This window comes from Cereibacter changlensis JA139, from assembly GCF_003034985.1.
In the GTDB taxonomy this organism is placed as follows: domain Bacteria; phylum Pseudomonadota; class Alphaproteobacteria; order Rhodobacterales; family Rhodobacteraceae; genus Cereibacter; species Cereibacter changlensis.
This window is the reverse complement of the sequence record NZ_PZKG01000077.1, coordinates 1-19,821: the sequence shown is the minus strand read 5'-3', so window position 1 is coordinate 19,821 and position 19,821 is coordinate 1. Positions and strand designations below refer to the sequence as shown.

The 19,821-nt window shown below is 68.2% G+C and carries 19 protein-coding genes, 1 tRNA gene and 1 pseudogene; 10 read left to right on the top strand and 11 right to left on the bottom strand.

Going from position 1 to position 19,821, the window contains the following annotated elements; all coding sequences use genetic code 11:
- From C5F48_RS15195 to ybgC, 4 genes and pseudogenes are all read right to left on the bottom strand, one after another.
- A pseudogene (locus C5F48_RS15195) lies at positions 1-420 on the bottom strand (cell envelope biogenesis protein TolA); the annotation flags it as partial.
- 10 nt (positions 421-430) lie between these two features.
- Positions 431-898: a protein TolR gene (gene tolR, locus C5F48_RS15190; protein WP_107664740.1), complete on the bottom strand. Its 468-nt coding sequence runs from the start codon at positions 896-898 to the stop codon at positions 431-433.
- Positions 899-901: 3 nt separating this feature from the next.
- A complete protein-coding gene (gene tolQ / locus C5F48_RS15185) occupies positions 902-1,600 on the bottom strand; it encodes a protein TolQ (protein WP_107664739.1) in 699 nt (232 codons plus the stop codon).
- Positions 1,601-1,709: 109 nt separating this feature from the next.
- Positions 1,710-2,123 (bottom strand): tol-pal system-associated acyl-CoA thioesterase, encoded by a 414-nt coding sequence (ybgC, locus tag C5F48_RS15180; RefSeq protein ID WP_107664738.1) that lies wholly within the window; start codon positions 2,121-2,123, stop codon positions 1,710-1,712.
- A 222-nt stretch (positions 2,124-2,345) separates the two neighbouring features.
- On the opposite strand from ybgC, the gene C5F48_RS15175 reads away from it, so the two are divergent.
- The 5 genes from C5F48_RS15175 to C5F48_RS15155 all read left to right on the top strand — a co-directional run bounded on the left by C5F48_RS15175 (position 2,346) and on the right by C5F48_RS15155 (position 6,523).
- Positions 2,346-2,639, top strand: a complete 294-nt coding sequence (locus C5F48_RS15175) for a hypothetical protein (protein ID WP_107664737.1) — start codon at positions 2,346-2,348, stop codon at positions 2,637-2,639.
- Positions 2,640-2,847: 208 nt separating this feature from the next.
- A complete protein-coding gene (locus C5F48_RS15170; protein ID WP_107664736.1) occupies positions 2,848-3,975 on the top strand; it encodes a DNA polymerase III subunit delta' in 1,128 nt (375 codons plus the stop codon).
- Positions 3,976-3,984: 9 nt separating this feature from the next.
- Positions 3,985-4,791 (top strand): TatD family hydrolase, encoded by an 807-nt coding sequence (locus C5F48_RS15165; protein WP_107664735.1) that lies wholly within the window; start codon positions 3,985-3,987, stop codon positions 4,789-4,791.
- Positions 4,788-5,588: an MBL fold metallo-hydrolase gene (locus C5F48_RS15160; RefSeq protein ID WP_107664734.1), complete on the top strand. Its 801-nt coding sequence runs from the start codon at positions 4,788-4,790 to the stop codon at positions 5,586-5,588. The genes C5F48_RS15165 and C5F48_RS15160 overlap by 4 nt, the downstream gene beginning before the upstream one ends.
- Positions 5,585-6,523, top strand: a complete 939-nt coding sequence (locus C5F48_RS15155; RefSeq protein ID WP_107664733.1) for an AEC family transporter — start codon at positions 5,585-5,587, stop codon at positions 6,521-6,523. The genes C5F48_RS15160 and C5F48_RS15155 overlap by 4 nt, the downstream gene beginning before the upstream one ends.
- 42 nt (positions 6,524-6,565) lie before the next feature.
- On the opposite strand, the gene C5F48_RS15150 is transcribed toward C5F48_RS15155, so the two are convergent.
- The 6 genes from C5F48_RS15150 to C5F48_RS15125 all read right to left on the bottom strand — a co-directional run bounded on the left by C5F48_RS15150 (position 6,566) and on the right by C5F48_RS15125 (position 13,128).
- Entirely contained in the window at positions 6,566-7,477 is a 912-nt protein-coding gene (locus C5F48_RS15150) for an ABC transporter permease (RefSeq protein ID WP_107664732.1), read from the bottom strand.
- Positions 7,478-7,558: 81 nt separating this feature from the next.
- A complete protein-coding gene (locus C5F48_RS15145) occupies positions 7,559-8,833 on the bottom strand; it encodes an ABC transporter permease (protein ID WP_107664742.1) in 1,275 nt (424 codons plus the stop codon).
- 69 nt (positions 8,834-8,902) lie between these two features.
- Positions 8,903-9,979 (bottom strand): ABC transporter substrate-binding protein, encoded by a 1,077-nt coding sequence (locus tag C5F48_RS15140; RefSeq protein ID WP_107664731.1) that lies wholly within the window; start codon positions 9,977-9,979, stop codon positions 8,903-8,905.
- A 77-nt stretch (positions 9,980-10,056) separates the two neighbouring features.
- Positions 10,057-11,160 carry an ABC transporter ATP-binding protein gene (locus C5F48_RS15135; RefSeq protein WP_107664730.1) on the bottom strand — a complete coding sequence of 368 codons (1,104 nt, stop codon included), beginning with the start codon at positions 11,158-11,160 and terminating at the stop codon, positions 10,057-10,059.
- Positions 11,161-11,442: 282 nt separating this feature from the next.
- Positions 11,443-11,529, bottom strand: a tRNA-Leu gene (locus tag C5F48_RS15130).
- 123 nt (positions 11,530-11,652) lie between these two features.
- The gene (locus C5F48_RS15125) at positions 11,653-13,128 is read right to left on the bottom strand and encodes a peptidoglycan-binding domain-containing protein (RefSeq protein ID WP_107664729.1); all 1,476 of its coding nucleotides are present in this window, start codon (positions 13,126-13,128) and stop codon (positions 11,653-11,655) included.
- A gap of 122 nt (positions 13,129-13,250) precedes the next feature.
- On the opposite strand from C5F48_RS15125, the gene lipB reads away from it, so the two are divergent.
- The 3 genes from lipB to C5F48_RS15110 all read left to right on the top strand — a co-directional run bounded on the left by lipB (position 13,251) and on the right by C5F48_RS15110 (position 16,313).
- The gene (gene lipB / locus C5F48_RS15120) at positions 13,251-13,907 is read left to right on the top strand and encodes a lipoyl(octanoyl) transferase LipB (RefSeq protein WP_107664728.1); all 657 of its coding nucleotides are present in this window, start codon (positions 13,251-13,253) and stop codon (positions 13,905-13,907) included.
- 170 nt (positions 13,908-14,077) lie between these two features.
- Positions 14,078-15,778 carry a cytochrome c oxidase subunit I gene (gene ctaD / locus C5F48_RS15115; RefSeq protein ID WP_107664727.1) on the top strand — a complete coding sequence of 567 codons (1,701 nt, stop codon included), beginning with the start codon at positions 14,078-14,080 and terminating at the stop codon, positions 15,776-15,778.
- Positions 15,779-15,797: 19 nt separating this feature from the next.
- Positions 15,798-16,313: a DUF2244 domain-containing protein gene (locus C5F48_RS15110; protein ID WP_107664726.1), complete on the top strand. Its 516-nt coding sequence runs from the start codon at positions 15,798-15,800 to the stop codon at positions 16,311-16,313.
- 169 nt (positions 16,314-16,482) lie between these two features.
- On the opposite strand, the gene C5F48_RS15105 is transcribed toward C5F48_RS15110, so the two are convergent.
- Positions 16,483-16,941 carry a GatB/YqeY domain-containing protein gene (locus C5F48_RS15105; protein WP_107664741.1) on the bottom strand — a complete coding sequence of 153 codons (459 nt, stop codon included), beginning with the start codon at positions 16,939-16,941 and terminating at the stop codon, positions 16,483-16,485.
- Positions 16,942-17,118: 177 nt separating this feature from the next.
- Between C5F48_RS15105 and carA the strand changes: the two genes are divergently transcribed.
- Together carA and C5F48_RS15095 are read left to right on the top strand one after the other, a co-directional pair.
- Complete coding sequence (carA, locus tag C5F48_RS15100) at positions 17,119-18,288, top strand: glutamine-hydrolyzing carbamoyl-phosphate synthase small subunit (protein ID WP_107664725.1); 1,170 nt, start codon at positions 17,119-17,121, stop codon at positions 18,286-18,288.
- Between the two features lie 93 nt (positions 18,289-18,381).
- A partial coding sequence (locus C5F48_RS15095) for a glycosyltransferase (protein ID WP_107664724.1) occupies positions 18,382-19,821 on the top strand: 1,440 nt, incomplete at its 3' end.

Sequence of the window (19,821 nt, the reverse complement as noted above, 5' to 3'; positions counted from 1 at the left end):
GATCGGCTGTTCGACCTCGGCCACGGGGGCCACCGGCTCCGGCGTCTCGGCGATCTCGGGCCGGGGGATCGGCGCGATCTCGGTCACGTCGGGGGCGGTGTCGGGCTCGGGCGCGGGCTGCGGCTCGGCCAGTTCGACCGGCGGCGGGGTCTCCTCCACCGGCTGCGCCTCGGGGGCGGGCTCCGGCTCGGCGGGGGCCACGGCCTCCGGCGCGGGCGCGGGTTCCGCCGGTTGCTCGGCGGGGGCCGGAGCGGTGGGGACCGCGGCGCTCATCGCGTCGAACTCGGCGCTCGACATCAGCGACACCGAGGTCACCGCCACTTCGGGCGCATGATCGGGCGTGAGGAAGTAGCCGCCGAACAGCGCCCAGAGGATCAGGCCCAGGTGCCCGATGCCGGAGATGATGACGCCCTTGTTCATGCCTTTTGGCCTAGCCGCCGCTTCCGCCGAAGGTGGGACCGCCCACATCGGTGACGAGGCCGATCTCGTTGAAGCCGCCGCGGTTCAGCGCGCCCATCATCTGGGCGACGCGCTCGTAGGGGATGGTCCCGTCGGCGCGCAGGAACAGCTTCTTGCTCTCGCGCTCGGCGGCGATGGCCTGCAGCCTCGGGATCAGCTCGCCTTCCGCGGTCTCGGTCTCCTGGATCATCAGCCGGCCATCGGCCACCATGGTGATCGTCAGCGGCTCCTCCTGCTCGGTCGGCAGCGCATTGGCCGCCGTCTCGGGCAATTGCACCGGCACGCCCACCGTCAACAGCGGCGCGGCCACCATGAAGATGATCAGCAGCACCAGCATGACGTCCACAAAGGGCGTCACGTTGATCTCGGACATCGCGGCCGAGTGGCCCCGGCGCTTGCCGCGCCGCCCGCCGGATTTCTTGACGACCCCTGCCCCCATGGCTCAGGCCGCGTCCAGCTGGCGCGACAGGATGGTGGCGAACTCGTCGGAGAACGCGTCATAGCCGCCGATGATCCGTTCCGCGTCGGCGTTGAGCTTGTTGTAGAACACCACCGCCGGGATGGCCGCGACCAGACCCGCCGCGGTCGCCAGCAGCGCCTCGGCGATGCCGGGGGCCACGACGGCGAGGTTGGTGTTCTGCGAGATGGCGATCTGCTCGAAGGCGTGCTTGATGCCCCAGACCGTCCCGAAGAGACCGATGAAGGGCGCGGTCGAGCCGACTGTTGCGAGGAAGGACAGGCCGGAGTTCAGCCGCTCGCTCTCCTTGTCGATGGCGACGCCCATCGAGCGGTCGATGCGCGCCTGCGCCCCGGCGATCAGCCCGCCGTCCTGACGGTGGCTGCGGCGCCATTCCAGCATGCCGGAGGCGAAGATCTTCTCCGACGCGCCTTCCGGCTGCGGCCCGATCTTCTCGAACAGCTCGTCGAGGGGGTCGCCCGACCAGAAGGCCCGGTCGAAGACGCCGGCTTCGCGCTTGGCCATGCGGAACAGGATGTGCTTCTGGATGATGATCGCCCAGGACCAGAAGGACATGATCATCAGCGCGATCATCACGGCCTTCACTGTCAGGGTAGCGCGCGCGAAAAGGGCAAGCATGGAGAAATCAATCTCCTGCGCCATCGCAAGGGTTTCCGTTTCCATATGCCTGCTCTTGCTGGGGCCGTTCTTTCGGCCGTTCTTACAGATGATTCTATCCGCTTTTAAAGGGGATTGCCAACACAACTCTGTCACCCGGCAGAAGCGCGCCGGATCACCCGTTTTCCCCTTGCTGCGCCGCGGCGAGCCGCGCCCGCAGATCGGCGGGCAGCCGCGCCGCGGCCCCCTCTGCGGTCAGGCAGACCAGCGTCACCCGGGCCGTGAACAGCGCCGCGCCGTCGCGCAGCACCTCCTGCGCCAGCACCAGCCGCGCGCCGGTGATCGCCACCAGCCGCGTGGTCACCTCCAGCGCGTCGTCGAACAAAGCCGGGCGCAGGTAATCCGCCTCGACCCGCCGCACCGCGAAGACCAGCCCCTCTTCGGCCTTCAGCCGGCGCTGGTCGAGCCCCAGCCCGCGCACCCATTCGCTGCGCGCGCGCTCGATGAACTTCAGGTAGTTGGCATAGTAGACGATGCCGGCGAGGTCGGTATCCTCGTAATAGACGCGCAGGAAAAAGCTGTGGGACATGGCCGGTTTTCCGATCTTTGTGCAGCGCGACTAGACCAGCTTTTGCCCCTGCGCAAGCCGCGCGCGTCAAGCGGTGCGAGTGTATGCCGCACCTCGTTCCGCCGGTTTTGGCGTGTGGTCGGCGCGGCGCGTGGTAACGTCACAAACGCAGGCGCATCCGCTCGGTCCGCCGCGTTGCGCATCTGATCCGTATGAGTCGAGACCCGTATAATGGAGAGCACTATGTCGAATTGGGAAACCGCCGTGACCGCGATGCTCGCGGACATCACGCCCAAGAAACTGCTGACCAACGAAGAAGTCTTCGGCAAGGGCGCCGAGATGGGCGATGCCAAGGCGATGGGCTTCACCGACATGCTCGACGCCATGACCCCGAAGAAGATGCCGACCAACGAAGAGCTCTTCGGTCAGATGGCCGAGATCGACACCACCCATATCATGCCGCTGCTCGACATGATCACGCCGAAGAAGCTGATGACCTATGACGATCTCGGCGCGCTGATCGGGTTGAAGTTCTGATCCTCCGGCCCGGGCCGTGCCCTGCCGGGCGCGCCGCGGCATCCATCCGAACTGCGAGCTGCCGGTCCGCGGGCCGGCGGCGCGCGGCCGTTGCGCGGGGCTACCACCACCCCGATGCGGCTGTTTTGCCCGGTCTGCTGTTGCCCCGCCCCGCCCCGGCGGCGTAAACCCTCCCTGCGTCCGACCCGGGCGCGAGGAGATCTGACCCTTGGCCCAGACCGCGCTTGAGGACATCCCGGAACCCGACCGCGTCGAAGGCGCGCCGCATCCGCGCGACACCCTGCAGCTGATCGGCCAGGACGCGGCCGAGGCGGAATTCCTCGCCTCCTTCAGCTCGGGCCGGCTGCATCACGGCTGGCTGGTCACCGGGCCGCTGGGCGTCGGCAAGGCGACCTTCGCCTGGAAGCTGGCGCGCTTCCTGCTGGCGACGCCCGAGGACGGCGGCATGTTCGCCGCGCCGCCGCCCGAGACGCTCGACATTGCCGCCGACCACCCCGTCGCGCGCCGCATCGCCTCGCAGGCCGAGGGCCGGCTGTTCCTGCTGCGCCGCGCCTGGGACGAGGACAAGAAGAAGCTGAAGACGGTGATCTCCGTCGATGACGTGCGGCGGATGAAATCCTTCTTCTCGCTCTCCTCCGCCGATGGCGGACGCCGCGTGGCGATCGTCGATCCGGCGGACGAGATGAACCCCTCCGCCGCCAACGCGCTGTTGAAACTGCTGGAGGAGCCGCCGGCCGGGGTCACGCTGATCCTGATCAGCCACCAGCCCTTCCGGCTGCTGCCGACCATCCGCTCGCGCTGCCGCGAGCTGCGGCTGGGGCCGCTGGGCCCGGCCGACATGGCGCAGGCGATGGCCGCGGCGGGCGCGGTGGTGGAGGCGCCCGAGGCGCTGGCCGAACTGGCGGGCGGCTCGGTCGGCGAGGCGATCCGGCTGACCAATCTCGACGGGATGCGGCTCTACCAGTCGATGATCGCGCTCTTCGCCACCCTGCCCCGGCTCGACCGGCCCCGCGCGCTGGCGCTGGCCGAGGCCGGGGCCGGTCGCGGCAACGAGCCGAAGTTCGAGCTGATCCTGACGCTGCTCGACCTCTTCCTCGCCCGCCTCGCCCGCGCCGGCACCATGGGCTACTGCCCGCCCGAGGCCTGCCCGGGCGAGGCAGCCCTGATCGCGCGGCTTTCGCCCTCGCCCTGGGCCGCCCGCACATGGGCCGAACTGGCGCAGACGCTGGGGCTGCGCGCGCGTCGCGGCCGGGCGGTCAACCTTGACCCTGCCGCGCTTCTCATGGATATGCTCTTGAGGATCGACGAGACGGCGGGACTGCTCGCCCCAAGGTAAGCTCTCCCCATGACAACCGCCCCTGCCCCCCAGATCGTTGACAGCCACTGTCATCTCGACTTCCCCGACTTCGCCGGCGAGCTGCCGCAGGTCATCGAATGCGCCCGCGCCGCCGGCGTGACCCGCATGGTGACGATCTGCACCCGGCTGGCGCTGGAGCCGCAGGTCCGCGCCATCGCCGAAGCCTATGAGGGCGTGTTCTACGCCGCCGGCGTGCATCCGATGCGCGCGGGCGAGGACCCGATGGCCACGGTGGAGCAGTTGGTCGGCTTCGCCGCCCATCCGAAATTCGTCGGCATCGGCGAGACCGGGCTTGATTATCACTACACCGCCGAGACGAAGGACCAACAGCAGGAGAGCCTGCGCATCCATATCGAGGCGGCGCGGCAGACCAAGCTGCCGCTGATCATCCACGCCCGCTCGGCCGACGAGGACATGGCGCGCATCCTGGCCGAGGAGCATCGCGCCGGGGCCTATGCCTGCGTCATGCATTGCTTTTCCTCCAGCGCCGAGCTGGGGCGCGCGGCGCTGGATCTCGGCTTCTACCTGTCGATGTCGGGCATCACCGCCTTCCCGAAGTCCGCCGAGCTGCGCGAGATCTTCGCCGCCGCCCCGCTCGACCGCGTCCTGCTGGAAACCGACAGCCCCTATCTCGCGCCGCCGCCGCATCGCGGCAAGCGCAACGAGCCCGCCTATACCGCCCATACCGCCGCCAAGGGGGCCGAGGTCTTCGGCCTGAGCCTCGAGGAGTTCGCCGCGGCCACCAGCGCCAACTTCGACCGGCTGTTCTGGAAGGCCGCGGAGACCGGGGCATGAGCGCCCTGCTGCGCTGCACCATCCTGGGCTGCGGCTCCTCCGGCGGGGTGCCGCGGCTCGGCGGGCATTGGGGCGATTGCGACCCCACCAACCCCAAGAACCGCCGCCGCCGCTGCTCGCTGCTGATCGAGCGGATCACCGATGCGGGAACCACCCGCGTACTGATCGACACCACGCCCGACCTGCATCCGCAGCTGCTGGACGCCGGCATCGGCGAACTCGACGCCGTGGCCTGGACCCATGCCCATGCCGATCACGTTCACGGCATCGACGACCTGCGCCAGATCGTCTTCAACATGCAGAAACGCCTGCCGGTCTGGGCCGACCCGGTGACGCAGGATTCGCTCGTCACCCGCTTCGGCTATGCCTTCGCCCAACCCGCCGGCTCGCTCTATCCGCCGATCCTCGATCTGAACACCATCGACGGCCCCTTCGAGGTCGAGGGCGCCGGCGGCGCGATCCGGCTGATCCCGTTCCGCGTCAGCCACGGCCCGACCGAGGCGCTGGGGTTCCGCGTGGCGGGGCTGGCCTATCTGCCCGATGTGGTGGAAATCCCGCCGGAAAGCTGGCCTGTGCTGGAGGGCCTCGACATGTGGGTGGTCGACGCGCTGCGCCGGAAGCCGCATCCGACCCACGCGCATCTGGCGCTCACCCTCAGCTGGATCGACCGGGTGAAACCCGCCCGCGCCATCATCACCAACATGCATCTGGATCTCGATTACGCGACCCTGACCGAGGAACTGCCCGAGGGCGTGATCCCGGCCTTCGACGGGCTCAGCTTCGACCTCGACGGATGAGCGCGCTGATCGACGTCATCCTGCCGGTCTTCCTGGTCATCGGCTTCGGCTATGCCGCGGCGCGGGCCGGGCTGTTCGGCGAGAGCGCCGTCGACGGGGTGATGCGCTTCGCGCAAAACTTCGCGGTGCCCTGCCTGCTCTTCGCCTCGATCTCGCGGCTCGACCTCGCGGCGCATTTCGACCTCGGCCTGCTCTTCGCCTTCTACGCCGGGGCCTTCTCCTGCTTCGGGCTCGGCTATTTCGGCTCGCGCTTGCTCTTCGACCGGCCGGTGCAGGATTCTGTCGCCATCGGCTTCGCCTGCCTGTTCTCCAACACGCTGCTTCTGGGCCTGCCGATCACCGAGCGCGCCTATGGCCCCGATGCGCTAGCGTCGAACTTCGCCATCATCTCGGTGCATTCGCCGCTGCTCTACGCCTTCGGCATCACGGTGATGGAGCTGGTGCGCAGCCGCGGGCTGGGCCATTCGGCGCCGAAGCTGGCGCGGCAGGTCGGGCTGGCGATCCTGTCGCAGCCGCTGGTCATCGGCATCAGCGCCGGGATCTTCGTGAACCTGACCGGCCTGCCGCTGCCCGGCTCGGTCTGGAGCGCGGTGGAGATGATGATGCGGGCGGCGCTGCCGACGGCGCTGTTCGGCCTCGGCGGCGTGCTCTACCGCTACCGGCCCGAGGGCGACATGAAGGCCATCGCCATGGTCTGCGCCCTGTCGCTGCTGGTGCATCCGGCGATCACCTACGGGCTCGGACGCTGGGTGGTGGGGCTGGACGTGGCGCAGATGCGCTCGGCGGTGATCACCGGGGCGATGGCGCCGGGGGTGAACGCCTATCTCTTCGCCAACATGTATGGCGTGGCCAAGCGGGTCACCGCCTCGGCGGTGCTGCTGGCGACCGGGGCCTGCATCGTCACCACCTGGGTCTGGCTGCAGATCCTGCCCTGAGGCAAAGGCGACCGAAGGCCGCCCTGCCCCTGCTCGCATATCTCAGCTGCTGGTCACGCCGCGCAGCTTCTCCGACCGACGACGCAGGATCTCGACCGTCGCCAGCAGCGCCACCGAGACGATGACGAGGATCGTCGCCACCGACATGATCGCCGGGCTGATCTGCTCGCGGATGCCGTTCCACATCTGGCGCGGGATGGTCTGCTGGTCATGCGCGGCGACGAAGAGCACCACCACCACCTCGTCGAAGGAGGTGACGAAGGCGAAGAGTGCGCCCGAGATCACCCCGGGCAGGATCAGCGGCATGGTGACCTTGAAGAAGGTGGTCGTCGGGTCGGCCCCCAGCGAGGCGGCGGCGCGGGTCAGCGAACGGTCGAAACCGATCAGCGTCGCGGTAACGGTGATGATGACGAAGGGGATGCCCAGCGTTGCATGGGCCAGCACCACGCCGACATAGGAGCCGGCAAGCCCGGTGGCCGAGTAGAAGAAGAACAGCCCCGTCGCGGTGATGATGATCGGCACTATCATCGGCGAGATCAGGATCGCCATGATCGCCCGGCGGTAGGGCATCTCGGGCCGCGACAGGCCGAGCGCGGCGATGGTGCCCAGCACCGTGGCCACGATCGTGGAGGAGACGCCGATGATCACCGAGTTCTTCGCCGCCCGCACCCAGGTCGCGTTGTTCCAGACATCCATCCACCAGGAGGCGCCGCGCGGCGCGTCGGGGGCCGTCATGCCGAAGGTCAACAGGATGTCGTACCAGCGCAGCGAATAGCCCTCCGGATCGAAGGACAGCATCTTCTCGGTGAAGGTGAAATAGGGCTCGGCGTTGAAGCTGAGCGGGATGACGATCAGGATCGGCGCGATCAGGAAGGTGAAGATCGCGACGCAGATGGCGATGTAGGTGTAGTGCCAGATACGCTCGAGCGGGCTGGCGTAGACGGGAAGGGCCATCGGGCGGTCTCCTGTGGATGGCGGCCGGGGGCGCTGCCCCCGGACCCCCGGGATATTTGGGCCAAGATGAAGGGGCCGGGGTCAGCCCAGCTTCAGGTTGTCGATGCCGATCAGACGGTCGTAGAGCCAGTAGAGCACCAGCACCGCCGCCAAGAGCACCGCGGCGATGGCGGCGGCCAGCGACCAGTTCAGGCTGTCCTGCATGTGGAAGGCGATCAGGTTCGAGATCAGCTGCCCCGAGGCCCCGCCGACCAGCGCCGGGGTGATGTAATAGCCGACGCCGAGGATGAAGACCAAAAGCGCGCCGGCGCCGATGCCCGGCAGGGTCTGCGGCAGATAGATCCGGCGGAAGGCGGTCCAGCTCGAGGCGCCGAGCGAGCGGGCGGCGCGGACATAGGAGGGCGGGATCGGCCGCATCACCGAATAGAGCGGCAGGATCATGAAGGGCAGCAGAATATGCGTCATGGCGATGATCGTGCCCATCTGGTTGTAGATCATCTGGATCCGGGTGTCGTCGGTCAGGATGCCGGTCGCCACCAGCGTGTTGTTCACCACCCCCTGCCCCTGCAACAACACGATCCACGAGGTCGTCCGCACCAGCAGCGAGGTCCAGAACGGCAGCAGCACCAGGATCATCAAGAGGTTGGAATAGCGCAGCGGCAGCGTGGCCAGCAAATGGGCGATGGGAAAGCCGAGCAGCAGGCAGAGGAAGGTGATCAGCCCGGCGATCAGGAAGGTCCGCTCGAAGAGCATGACATAGACCCGCCGGTCCTCCGGCGCCTGCACGATCTTGCCCTCGGTGTCGCGGGCCAGATCGACGGCGGCGAGGAAGAAGTTGGCGGTATAGGCGTCGGACACCTGGCGCATCGTGCCCCAGAGCTGCGGATCGGCCCATTTGTCGTCGGCCTCTAGCACCGCCTGCATGTAGGGCGGCTCGAAGTTCTTCGCCTTGCGGCCAGTCGAGGTGAAGAGCGAGCGGGTGCCCGACATCTCGTAGTTCACCCGCGTGCCGACGACGCCGATGGTCTTGGCCTCGGCCGCGGATTTCAGGTCGGCGGCCAGCGCGGCATAGGCGCTCTCGTCCGGCTCGGTGCCGACCGGGTTGTCGACGAACCACTGGGTCAGTTGCGGCATGTTGGCCGCGAAGCCGTCGTTGAAGATCGAGCGGTGCAGCATCTGCCCGATCGGCAGGATGAAGGTCAGCACGATGAACAGCAAGAGAGGCAGCACCAGCAGGAAGGCGCGGCGCCGCGCCTTGGCCTGGGCCCGCGCCAGCGCCGATTTCAGCGGCCGCCCATCGGCGGTGGTCAGCTTTGCCGGGCTTGCCCCTGCGAGATCTGCGGTTGCGTCGGCCATCGTCATCCCTTCCGGCGAAAGGGCGGCGCGCGCCGTCGGACGCGCGCCGCCGCCTGTTCAGTCGTCAGCTCAGTTCACGGCCAGCCAGGCGTTGAAGCGCTCGTTCAGCTCGGAATCGCGGTCGACCCAGAACTCGTAGGAGGAGGCGAGCGCGTTGGTCAGGTTGGCCTCGGAGGTGGGCATATGCGGGCCCATCTCGGTCTTGCCGTCCATGAACATCCCGACCAGCGCGCCGGAGGACTTGCGGGCCGGACCGTAGGAGATCCACTTGGCCTGGTCGGCCAAGCGCTGGGTGTCGGTGGCGAAGGTCAGGAACTTCTTGGCCTCTTCGAGATTCGGCGCGCCCTTCGGGATCACGAAGAGGTCGTATTCATAGACCTGCCCGTCCCAGACCACCTCGAAGGGTTTGCCCTCGGTCACGGCGGCGGCGAAGATCCGGCCGTTGTAGGCGGTGGTCATCGAGACCTCGCCATCGGCCAGCAGCTGCGGCGGCTGCGCCCCGGCTTCCCACCAGATCGTGTCGGCCTTGATCTCGTCGAGCTTGGCGAAGGCGCGGTCGACGCCCTCGTCGGTCTCCAGCAGGGCGTAGACATCGGCGGCGGGCACGCCGTCGGCCATCAGCGCCATCTCGAGATTGGCCTTGGCCCCCTTGCGCATGGCGCGCTTGCCCGGGAAGGTGGCGGTGTCGAAGAAATCGGCGATGCTGTCGGGCTTCTCGCCGGAGAATTTCGACGAGTCATAGGCGAAGACGGTCGAGAACACGATGGTGGCCACCGCGCAATCGGTCACGGCGCCGGGCAGGAAGTCGTCCATCGCCGGGGTGCCGTCGGGCGCGGCGGAGAGGATCGCCGGGTCGATCTCTTCCAGCAGGCCCTCGTCGCAGAGCCGGATGGCGTCGGCATATTCAACATCGGCGACGTCGACGGTGACGTTGTTCGCCTCGACCTGCGCCTTGATCGGCGTGGCAGGGTTGTCGGCGTCGACGGAGACGACGTTGATCCCGGTCTCGGCGGTGAAGGGCTTGTGATAGGCCTCCACCTGGCTCACGGCATAGGAGCCGCCCCAGGACATGACCGTCACATCGGCCGAGGCGGTGCTGGCGGCCACGCCCGTCAGGGCGGTGGACAGGATCAGCAGTTTCTTCATTAACAGACTCCCTTGTTGAACTGGTATTCTTGTCAGGCTTCGCCGCTTCTGCGGCCGCCCCCGGTTCTTTGACCGGTTCAGAGCGGATCGAGGGCCCGGGCGTCTTCGGGCGCCCAGCCGATCCGGATCTTCTCGCCGGGCTGAAGCACGCGCTGGCCCAGAGTATTGCGGGATTTCATTACGAAATCATCCGATCCGGCGACCCTGACGCGGGTGCGGAAGATGTCGCCCATGTAGATGAATTCCATCACCTCGGCCTCGAGCGTATGCGCCCCCTCGGGCAGCAGCTCGGGCTTGTATTCCACCCGCTCGGGGCGGACCGAGACCAGCGTCTTCTGCCCCTTGCGCGCCACGTTCACCGGCGTCGCGTCGATCAGCTCGCCGGTCGGGAGCCGCACCAGCGCGCGGCCATCGGCGATGTCCTCGACCACGCCGAGGAGCTTGTTGTTCTCACCGATGAAGCCAGCGACGAAGCTGTTCTTCGGTCGTTCGTAAAGCTCGGAGGGCGGGGCGAGCTGCTGGATCCGGCCGTCGTTGAACACGGCGATGCGGTCGCTCATCGTCAGCGCCTCGCCCTGGTCGTGGGTCACATAGACCACGGTGATGCCGAGGCTGTCGTGCAGGTGCTTGATCTCGAACTGCATGTGCTCGCGCAGCTGCTTGTCCAAGGCGCCCAGCGGCTCGTCCATCAGCACGAGCTGGGGATCGAAGACCAGCGCCCGGGCGAGCGCGATGCGCTGCTGCTGGCCGCCCGACAGCTGCGCCGGGCGGCGGTTGATGAAGGCGCCCATCTGCACCATGTCGAGCGCCCGCTTGATCTTGGCCTCGCGGTCCGACTTGCCCATGCCGCGCACTTCCAGCGGGAAGCCGAGGTTCTCGCCCACCGTCATATGCGGGAACAGCGCGTAGTTCTGGAACACCATGCCGATGCCGCGCTTGTGCGGCGGCACCGTGTTGATCGGCTTGCCGTCGAGCTTGATCTCGCCATGGGTGGCGGTCTCGAATCCGGCCAGCATCATCAGGCAGGTTGTCTTGCCCGACCCCGAGGGTCCGAGCATGGTCAGGAACTCGCCCTTCGCGATATCGAGGTTGAGATCCTTCACGACGAGTGTCTCGCCGTCGTAGCTTTTCTGCACGTGGTCGAACACGACAAAGCCATCGGCGCGGGTATCAGCCACCAACCAAGTCTCCCCATTTATCCGGCAGGTTCCCTGCGCTCGTTACAATCTTTTAAAGCAGCCCCTCCGGCCTATTGCAATGTTGTTGTGCAGCTGCCGCCCTGCGACGTGCGGATGCCCAGCAAATGGGCATCGAAGGACGGCGCGCGGCGAGGGCTGCGCCGGCGTGCGAAATCGGGGGAACAAAAACGACGGATGCGGGAGAAAAACGACGGGTCAGGCAGGGGAAGCCGGACATGCCAAGGGCGGCCACTGGGGCCGCCCTGGAGGTCCTCCGGAGAGGAATGGTGCGGTCGAAAGGACTCGAACCTTCACGGGTGTTACCCCACAGCGACCTCAACGCTGCGCGTCTACCAATTCCGCCACGACCGCACAGTCTTGGCTTGGTGGCGGGTTCTTATCCAAGCCGTGCAGCGAAGGAAAGCGGATTTTTCATCCTTTGGCGAAATGCCACGGGGGAGGCGCCGAAAGACCGCCCCGCCCCCGCTTCCGGCGTCACTGCCCCATCAGCAGGAAGGGCAGCCGCGCAGCCATGGAAACCGCCTTCGCCCCGTCGATCGGCAAGGCCTGGCTGGTGCTTTGCGCCAGCGCCATCATCGGCGCGGCGGGTGCGGGAGCCTCGGGCGCAGCTGGCGCGGCGGCCTCCTGCTGCAGCTCGGCCGGGGTGAAAACCGGCAGCGTCGCCGGGGCCTCGGGCAGCAGGTCGACCCGGCCGCCCATGGTATAGGCCGCCTTGCGAATCACCTCCGAGCGATCGGGCATGTTCGGCGCGAAGACCGTGCCCCCCGCCTGCGAGGCCGACAGCCCCATCTCATACCAGTCGAGCGCCAAGTCCGGCCGGGTCGCGGCGCCGAAGCCTTGCGACAGGTGATGGCCAAGCAGCTCGGCATAGCCCTTCTGCCCCAGCGCAGTCAGCATCAGCGCCGAGCCGATCGCCACATCCATCGAGTCGGAGGCATAGCCGACGCCGAGGCAGATCTTGGCCGTGCCGGTCAGCTGCGCCGGGGCCATGCCGCTGGACTGCACAAAGCCGGAGACGCCCTGCAGCACCTCGTCGCGCGGTTTCAGCGACAGCGCGGCCACATGGTCCTTCAGCACCGGGCCGAAGGCGCCGCATTGCTCCGAAATCTGCTGCGGCGTGAAGCCCGCGACCTGCGCCGACATCTGCTCGCCCGCGGCGATGGCGGAGCTGCGCGCCAGGCAGAACTGCTCGGCCAGGGCGAAGCCCGGGTCGGTCATGGCGGCGACGGTGGTGTAGCCGCCGTTGCTGTTGGTGGTCAGCCCCACCGTGTTGCACTTCGAGGCCAGCGACACCATCATCGCCCCGTTGCCGAGGAAGGACGGCAGCGCCGGGGCGGGCGCCGGGACCGGCTCAGGCTCGGCGGCCAGCAGCGGCAGCGCAGCGGCGGGCATGGCCGGCGCGGGAGCAGGGGCAAAGGGCGCAGCAGTCATCATCGCCGGCGGCTGGGTCGGGATGCCGGCCATCTCGTCACGCTGGATCAGCAGCAGGCCGCGCATGCCCTGCGGATGGGTCGACACGGTCTGCGCCACCATCGGCCCGCCCGCGACGGCGCGGTGATAGGCGGCGGTGAGGATCGTACGCTCGTAATCGGTCAGCTGGCCGGTCGGCGGATAGCCGATCAGCACCTGGTACTGCGAGATGGCGGCGCGCGATCGCGACCCCAGCGCGCCGTCGACCGCCCCCACCGGATAGCCGAAATAGTTCAGCGAGGTCTGCACCTCCTTGTTCGCCTCGCGCTGCGCCGTCGACATCGTCGAGCGCGAGCTGCTGCGCCGCACCGTGGTCTGCTGCTGACGGCGGCGGTTCTGGTCATTGGCGATGGCATGGCCGATGAAACCGCCGACCAGCGCCCCGGCGAGCGCATCCCCGGCATCGGCCTGGACCGGCGGGGCGGGGGCGAAGCCGATCAATGCGGCGAGGCTGGCAGTGGTGCAGATTTTGAAATACATCGGATCTCTCCTCCGGCGATGGACTCAATGGGTCATGGACTCAATGGTCGAAGCCTAGCACGGGTCAGGAGCCGGTCAGGCATTATTTCTGCCCGCCGGGACAGCGGAAAGGAGCGAATGCCATGCTTTTGCCGGAATGGACGGTGCTGCCCGGCCTCGCCCCCTATGACGAGACCCTCGCCGCCATGGAGGCGCGGGTCGCCGCGATCTCGGCCGGCGAGGCGCCCGAGGCGATCTGGCTGCTGGAGCACCCGCCGCTCTACACCGCCGGCACTTCGGCCCGGGCCGAGGATCTGGTGGCCCCGGGCCGCTTCCCGGTGCATGTCGCCGGGCGCGGCGGGCAGTACACCTACCACGGGCCGGGGCAGCGCGTGGCCTATGTCATGCTCGACCTCAACCGGCGCGGGCGCGACGTGCGCCGATTCGTCTGCGCGCTGGAGGATTGGGTGATCGCCACCCTGGCCGAGTTCGGAGTGACCGGCGAGCGCCGGCAGGGCCGGGTCGGCGTCTGGGTCGCGCGGCCGGACCGGGCGCCGAACCCGGACGGCAGCCCGCGGGAGGACAAGATCGCCGCCATCGGCGTGAAGCTGCGGCGCTGGGTGTCGTTCCACGGCATTTCCATCAATGCGGAGCCCGATCTCGGGCATTTCGACGGAATCGTGCCCTGCGGCATCCGCGAGCATGGCGTGACCAGCCTGGTCGATCTGGGCCTGCCGGTGACCATGACCGATCTCGACATCGCCTTGCAGCGCTGTTTCCCGCGCAGTTTCCCGGGGTGACCCGGCGTCAGAATGCCGCGTGAAACCAAGGAACAAGGTCATGTTTTCTTGATCTGGATCAAAGTCTGACATTGCTGTTGCGGTCTCCCCGCACTAAAAACACGCAGCAAGCAGCGGCGACCTGTCACGGGACAGGGCCGGTTCAAGATCAACGCAAGCGGGAGGCGAGCATGGCCGACGCAGCCATTCATGGCCACGACCATGACAACCGCGGGTTCTTCACCCGCTGGTTCATGTCAACGAACCACAAGGACATCGGCGTCCTGTACCTGTTCACCGGCGGCATCGTCGGCCTGATCTCGGTCGCCTTCACCGTCTACATGCGGATGGAGCTGATGGCTCCCGGCGTGCAGTTCATGTGCGCCGAGCATCTCGACTCCGGCTTCCTGCGCGGCTTCGCGCAGTCGCTCTGGCCCTCCTCGGTGGACAACTGCACCCCGAACGGCCACCTCTGGAACGTGATGATCACCGCCCACGGCATCCTGATGATGTTCTTCGTGGTGATTCCTGCCCTGTTCGGCGGCTTCGGCAACTACTTCATGCCGCTGCACATCGGCGCGCCGGACATGGCCTTCCCGCGGATGAACAACCTCTCCTACTGGATGTACGTCGCCGGCACCGCGCTGGCCGTCGCCTCGGTGTTCTCGCCGGGCGGCAACGGCCAGATGGGCTCGGGCATCGGCTGGGTGCTCTACCCGCCGCTCTCGACCTCGGAAGGCGGCTACTCGACCGACCTCGCCATCTTCGCCGTGCACCTCTCGGGCGCCTCGTCGATCCTCGGCGCGATCAACATCATCACCACCTTCCTCAACATGCGCGCCCCGGGCATGACGCTGCACAAGGTGCCGCTCTTCGCCTGGTCGATCTTCGTCACCGCCTGGCTGATCCTGCTGGCCCTGCCGGTGCTCGCCGGCGCCATCACCATGCTGCTGACCGACCGGAACTTCGGCACCACCTTCTTCCAGCCCTCGGGCGGCGGTGACCCGATCCTGTACCAGCACATCCTGTGGTTCTTCGGTCACCCCGAGGTCTACATCATCATCCTGCCGGGCTTCGGCATCATCAGCCACGTCATCGCCACCTTCTCGCGGAAGCCGATCTTCGGCTACCTGCCGATGGTCTACGCGATGGTCGCCATCGGCGTGCTCGGCTTCGTCGTCTGGGCGCACCACATGTACACCGTCGGCATGTCGCTGACCCAGCAGAGCTACTTCATGATGGCCACCATGGTGATCGCGGTGCCGACCGGCATCAAGATCTTCTCCTGGATCGCCACCATGTGGGGCGGCTCGATCGAGATGAAGACCCCGATGCTCTGGGCCTTCGGCTTCCTGTTCCTCTTCACCGTCGGCGGCGTGACCGGCATCGTGCTGAGCCAGGCCGGCGTGGACCGCGCCTATCACGACACCTACTATGTCGTGGCGCACTTCCACTACGTGATGAGCCTCGGCGCCGTCTTTGCGATCTTCGCCGGGGTCTACTTCTGGATCGGCAAGATGTCGGGCCGGCAGTATCCGGAGTGGGCGGGCAAGCTGCACTTCTGGATGATGTTCATCGGCGCCAACCTGACCTTCTTCCCGCAGCACTTCCTCGGCCGTCAGGGCATGCCGCGCCGCTACATCGACTATCCGGAGGCTTTCGCCACCTGGAACATGGTCTCGTCGATCGGCGCCTTCCTGTCCTTCGCCTCGTTCCTGTTCTTCATCGGCATCGTGTTCTACACGCTGACCCGTGGCGCCCGCGTCACCCAGAACAACTACTGGAACGAATACGCCGACACGCTGGAATGGACCCTGCCCTCGCCGCCGCCGGAGCACACCTTCGAGCAGCTGCCGAAGCGGGAAGACTGGGACAAGAGCCACGCCCACTGAGGGCTGCCTCCCGACCCAAATGCCCTATGAATGGATCATCAGATCAGACGAGGCCCCGGAGCAATCCGGGGCCTCTTCCACATCGCCGGCCTTCCGGCTGCATCTCTGGCCGCACCGCTCGCTGCCGCGCCGCGGCTTCGTGATCTTCATCTCCTGCACCTGCCTTCTCTTGAGCCTGCCGCTCTTGGCGGTGCTCGGCTCGCCGGTGCTCTGGGCGCTGCTGCCCTTCCCCGCGCTGGCGGTGGGCGGCGTCTGGCTGGCGCTGGACCGCAGCTACCGCGACGGCGAGATCGTCGAGGAGCTGACGCTCTGGCCGGACCGGCTGACGCTGGCCCGGCACGGGCCGCACGGCCAGCGGCGGGACTGGCAGGCCAATCCGCATTGGGTGAGGCTGGAGCTGCACCGCTCCGGCGGGCCGGTGCCGAACTATCTGACGCTGCGCGGCGGGCCCCGCGAGGTGGAGATCGGCGCCTTCCTCAGCGAGGAGGAACGGCTGGCGCTGCATGGCGAGCTGCAGCGCGCGCTGAGCGCGTGAAGTCTGAGGGAGTGCGGGGGGCCGCGCCGCTCGGGGGCATCGAGCCCCCTCGCGCCGCCTTGCCAGCGCAGGCTGCGGCCGGTCGCGTTACGCGGAGAGCGGCGCCGGCGGAGCGTGAGTATTTGGGCAAAGAAGAAGCAGGAGGAGCGGCGCCTGCCGCTCCGGAGGGTCAGCCCAGCCGGTCCTTGACCCGCGGCCCGACCGAGCCGAAGTCCATCTGGCCGGTGTAGCGGCCCTTCAGCACCGCCATGACCTTGCCCATGTCGCGGATCGTCGTGGCCCCGGCCTCGGCGATGGCGGCGGAGATCGCGGCCTCGACCTCGTCGGGCGTGAGCTGGCGCGGCAGGAACTCCTCGATGACGGTGATTTCCTCGCGTTCCTTCTCCGCCAGCTCCAGCCGTCCGCCCTCCTCGTAGGCGCGGGCGCTTTCCAGCCGCTGCTTCACCATCTTGCCGAGGATGCCGGTGATCTCCTCGTCGGGGACCATGCCGTCGGCGCCGTCGACCCGGGCCGCGATGTCGCGGTCCTTGATGGCGGCGTTGATCAGCCGCAGCGTCGACAGACGGTCGGCCTGCTTGGCCCGCATCGCCTCCTTCAGAGCCTCCTGAAGCCGGTTGCGCAATGTCATCGTCATCCATCCTCGTGGTTGGTCGAATGCGCGACAATACAGCGCCACGCCGCGCAAGACAACGGGGCCCGCGTTCTGCAAGCCGTTGATCTTCCACATCAAGTCATTTGGGGGCCGGCCTTGACCCCGGCGCCCCCTGCCCTTAGTCTCCGCCAGATTTTGCCGGGGAGTCGCAACATGGCCGTCACCACCCAACAGACCCAAGCCAAGCCGACCGCCTGCCTCGCGCTCGCCGATGGGACCGTGTTCTACGGCATGGGCTTCGGCGCCACCGGCGAGACGGTGGCCGAACTGGTCTTCAACACCGCGATGACCGGCTATCAGGAGATCATGACCGATCCCTCCTATGCCGGGCAGATCGTCACCTTCACCTTCCCGCATATCGGCAATGTCGGCGTCACCGCCGAGGATGACGAGACCGCCCAGCCGGTCGCCGCCGGCATGGTGGTGAAATGGGATCCGACCGACTCCTCGAACTGGCGCGCCACCGGCGAGCTGACCGAATGGCTGCGGCTGAAGGGCCGGATCGGCATCGGCGGGCTCGACACCCGGCGGCTGACCCGGGCGATCCGCCAGCAGGGCGCGCCGCATGTCGCGCTGGCGCATGATCCGGAAGGGAATTTCGACATCGGCGCGCTGGTCGCCAAGGCCCGCGCCTGGCGCGGCCTCGTCGGGCTCGATCTGGCGAAGGATGTGACCTGCGCCCAGAGCTACCGCTGGGACGAGCAGCTCTGGGCCTGGCCCGAGGGCTACACCCGGCGCGAGGGCGAGGGCCTGCGCGTGGTGGCCATCGACTACGGCGCCAAGCGCAACATCCTGCGCTGCCTGGCCTCGGCCGGCTGCGAGGTCACGGTGCTGCCGGCGACGGCCACCGCCGAGGACGTGCTGGCGCTGAACCCGGAGGGACTGTTCCTGTCCAACGGCCCGGGCGATCCGGCGGCGACCGGGGCCTATGCCGTGCCGATGATCCAGGGCGTGCTGGACCGCGACGTGCCGGTCTTCGGCATCTGCCTCGGCCACCAGATGCTGGCGCTGGCGCTCGGCGCCAAGACGGTGAAGATGAACCACGGCCATCACGGCGCCAACCATCCGGTGAAGGATCTCGACACCGGCAAGGTGGAGATCACCTCGATGAACCACGGCTTCACCGTGGACAGCCAGACCCTGCCGAAGGGCGTGCTGGAGACCCATGTCAGCCTGTTCGACGGGTCGAACTGCGGTATCCGGGTCGAGGATCGGCCGGTGTTCTCGGTGCAGTACCACCCCGAGGCGAGCCCGGGGCCGCAGGACAGCTACTACCTGTTCGAGCGTTTCGCCGCCGCGATGCGGGCGCGCCGCGCCGCCTGATCGCCCCGGCGGGTTGGCCCGGTCGCTACGACAGGGTTAACCCGCTTTTTACCATACCTGCGGCAGGCTCGGCGCACTTGAACAGGTGCGCCCATGCCCGCTGCCCGCTCCCGCCCCGATGCTCTCCCTCCGCCGCCCGTCGCAGGCGAACCGCTTTCCCTCACCCTGCTGCGGCAGCGCCTGGTCGCGCCGCACGAGATGCTGCAGGCGCTGGCGCAGCGAGGCCGGCATGGCGTCGCGTTCAGCGACGCGCTGCTGTCGCAAGGCAGGATCGACGGCGCTGCGCTGAGCGCCGAGCTTGCCCGGCATCACGCCGGCGCGCCGGTGCGGCCCGATCGGAATCTGCCCGACCCTCGGCTGATCGCCCGGCTCGGCCCAGCCTTCTGCCTGCGCGAAGCCGTACTGCCCTGGCGCGGGCTCGGCGCCGCCACCATCGTCCTTTGCGCGGCGCCGGAGCGCTTCGACCGGGTCCGCCCTCTGCTGGAGCAGCACTTCGGCGAGGTGATCCTGGCCGTCGCCACCCGCCCGACTATCGAGGCGGCCCTCCTGGCGGTCTATGGTCGCGAGATCGGCCGGTCAGCCGAGACCAAGGTTCCGGACGCGGAAAGCTGCCGGCACTGGGGCGGCCAGGGCCTGCAGGCCGGGCTCGCCCTGCTGGTCGCCGCGGCGCTGCTCCTGCCCTCGCTGCTGCTGGCGGTGCTCGGCCTCTGGGCGGTGCTGACGCTGGCGCTCTCCGCCGGGCTGAAGCTCGCCGCCGCCCTCGCCGCGCTGCGCCCCCGCCCGCCGGAGCCCGAGCCGCCGCTGATCGCCCGGCTGCCGGTGGTCTCGGTCATCGTGGCGCTCTACCACGAGGCGGACATCGCCCCCCGGCTGGTGGCCCGGCTGTCGCGGCTGGACTACCCGCGCGACCTGCTCGACATCCTTCTGGTGGTGGAGGCCGGCGACCGGACCACCCGAGCGGCGCTGGCGCAAAGCAGCCTGCCGCCCTGGATGCGGGTGGTGGTCTCGCCAGCCGGGCGGCTGCGCACCAAGCCGCGGGCGCTGAACGTGGCGCTGGACCATTGCCGAGGCTCGATCATCGGCGTCTACGACGCCGAGGACGCCCCCGCCCCCGACCAGATCCGGAGAGTGGTGGAGCGGTTCCACCGCCGCGGCCCGCAGGTCGCCTGCCTGCAGGGCGTGCTCGATTTCTACAACCCGCGCAGCAACTGGCTGTCGCGCTGCTTCACCATCGAATACGCCAGCTGGTTCCGGCTGATCCTGCCCGGTCTCGAACGGCTCGGGCTGGCGGTGCCCTTGGGCGGCACCACGCTGTTCTTCCGCCGCGCCGCGCTGGAGGCCTTGGGCGGCTGGGACGCGCACAATGTCACCGAGGACGCCGATCTCGGCATGCGCCTCGCCCGGCACGGCTTCCGCACCGAGCTGATCGACACCGTCACCGAGGAGGAGGCCAACTGCCGCCCGCTGCCTTGGGTGCGGCAGCGGTCACGCTGGCTGAAGGGCTACATGATGACCTGGGCGGTGCATATGCGC

Excerpts from the sequence above, each read along its gene's own strand:
- C5F48_RS15165 (WP_107664735.1), top strand. The coding sequence starts at position 3,985 with ATGACAACCGCCCCTGCCCCCCAGATCGTTGACAGCCACTGTCATCTC.
- C5F48_RS15150 (WP_107664732.1), bottom strand. The coding sequence starts at position 7,477 with ATGGCCCTTCCCGTCTACGCCAGCCCGCTCGAGCGTATCTGGCACTAC.
- ctaD (WP_107664727.1), top strand. The coding sequence starts at position 14,078 with ATGGCCGACGCAGCCATTCATGGCCACGACCATGACAACCGCGGGTTC.
- C5F48_RS15105 (WP_107664741.1), bottom strand. The coding sequence starts at position 16,941 with ATGACATTGCGCAACCGGCTTCAGGAGGCTCTGAAGGAGGCGATGCGG.
- tolQ (WP_107664739.1), bottom strand. The coding sequence starts at position 1,600 with ATGGAAACGGAAACCCTTGCGATGGCGCAGGAGATTGATTTCTCCATG.
- tolR (WP_107664740.1), bottom strand. The coding sequence starts at position 898 with ATGGGGGCAGGGGTCGTCAAGAAATCCGGCGGGCGGCGCGGCAAGCGC.
- C5F48_RS15145 (WP_107664742.1), bottom strand. The coding sequence starts at position 8,833 with ATGGCCGACGCAACCGCAGATCTCGCAGGGGCAAGCCCGGCAAAGCTG.
- C5F48_RS15140 (WP_107664731.1), bottom strand. The coding sequence starts at position 9,979 with ATGAAGAAACTGCTGATCCTGTCCACCGCCCTGACGGGCGTGGCCGCC.
- C5F48_RS15125 (WP_107664729.1), bottom strand. The coding sequence starts at position 13,128 with ATGTATTTCAAAATCTGCACCACTGCCAGCCTCGCCGCATTGATCGGC.
- C5F48_RS15175 (WP_107664737.1), top strand. The coding sequence starts at position 2,346 with ATGTCGAATTGGGAAACCGCCGTGACCGCGATGCTCGCGGACATCACG.
- C5F48_RS15110 (WP_107664726.1), top strand. The coding sequence starts at position 15,798 with ATGCCCTATGAATGGATCATCAGATCAGACGAGGCCCCGGAGCAATCC.
- C5F48_RS15155 (WP_107664733.1), top strand. The coding sequence starts at position 5,585 with ATGAGCGCGCTGATCGACGTCATCCTGCCGGTCTTCCTGGTCATCGGC.
- carA (WP_107664725.1), top strand. The coding sequence starts at position 17,119 with ATGGCCGTCACCACCCAACAGACCCAAGCCAAGCCGACCGCCTGCCTC.
- C5F48_RS15160 (WP_107664734.1), top strand. The coding sequence starts at position 4,788 with ATGAGCGCCCTGCTGCGCTGCACCATCCTGGGCTGCGGCTCCTCCGGC.
- ybgC (WP_107664738.1), bottom strand. The coding sequence starts at position 2,123 with ATGTCCCACAGCTTTTTCCTGCGCGTCTATTACGAGGATACCGACCTC.
- lipB (WP_107664728.1), top strand. The coding sequence starts at position 13,251 with ATGCTTTTGCCGGAATGGACGGTGCTGCCCGGCCTCGCCCCCTATGAC.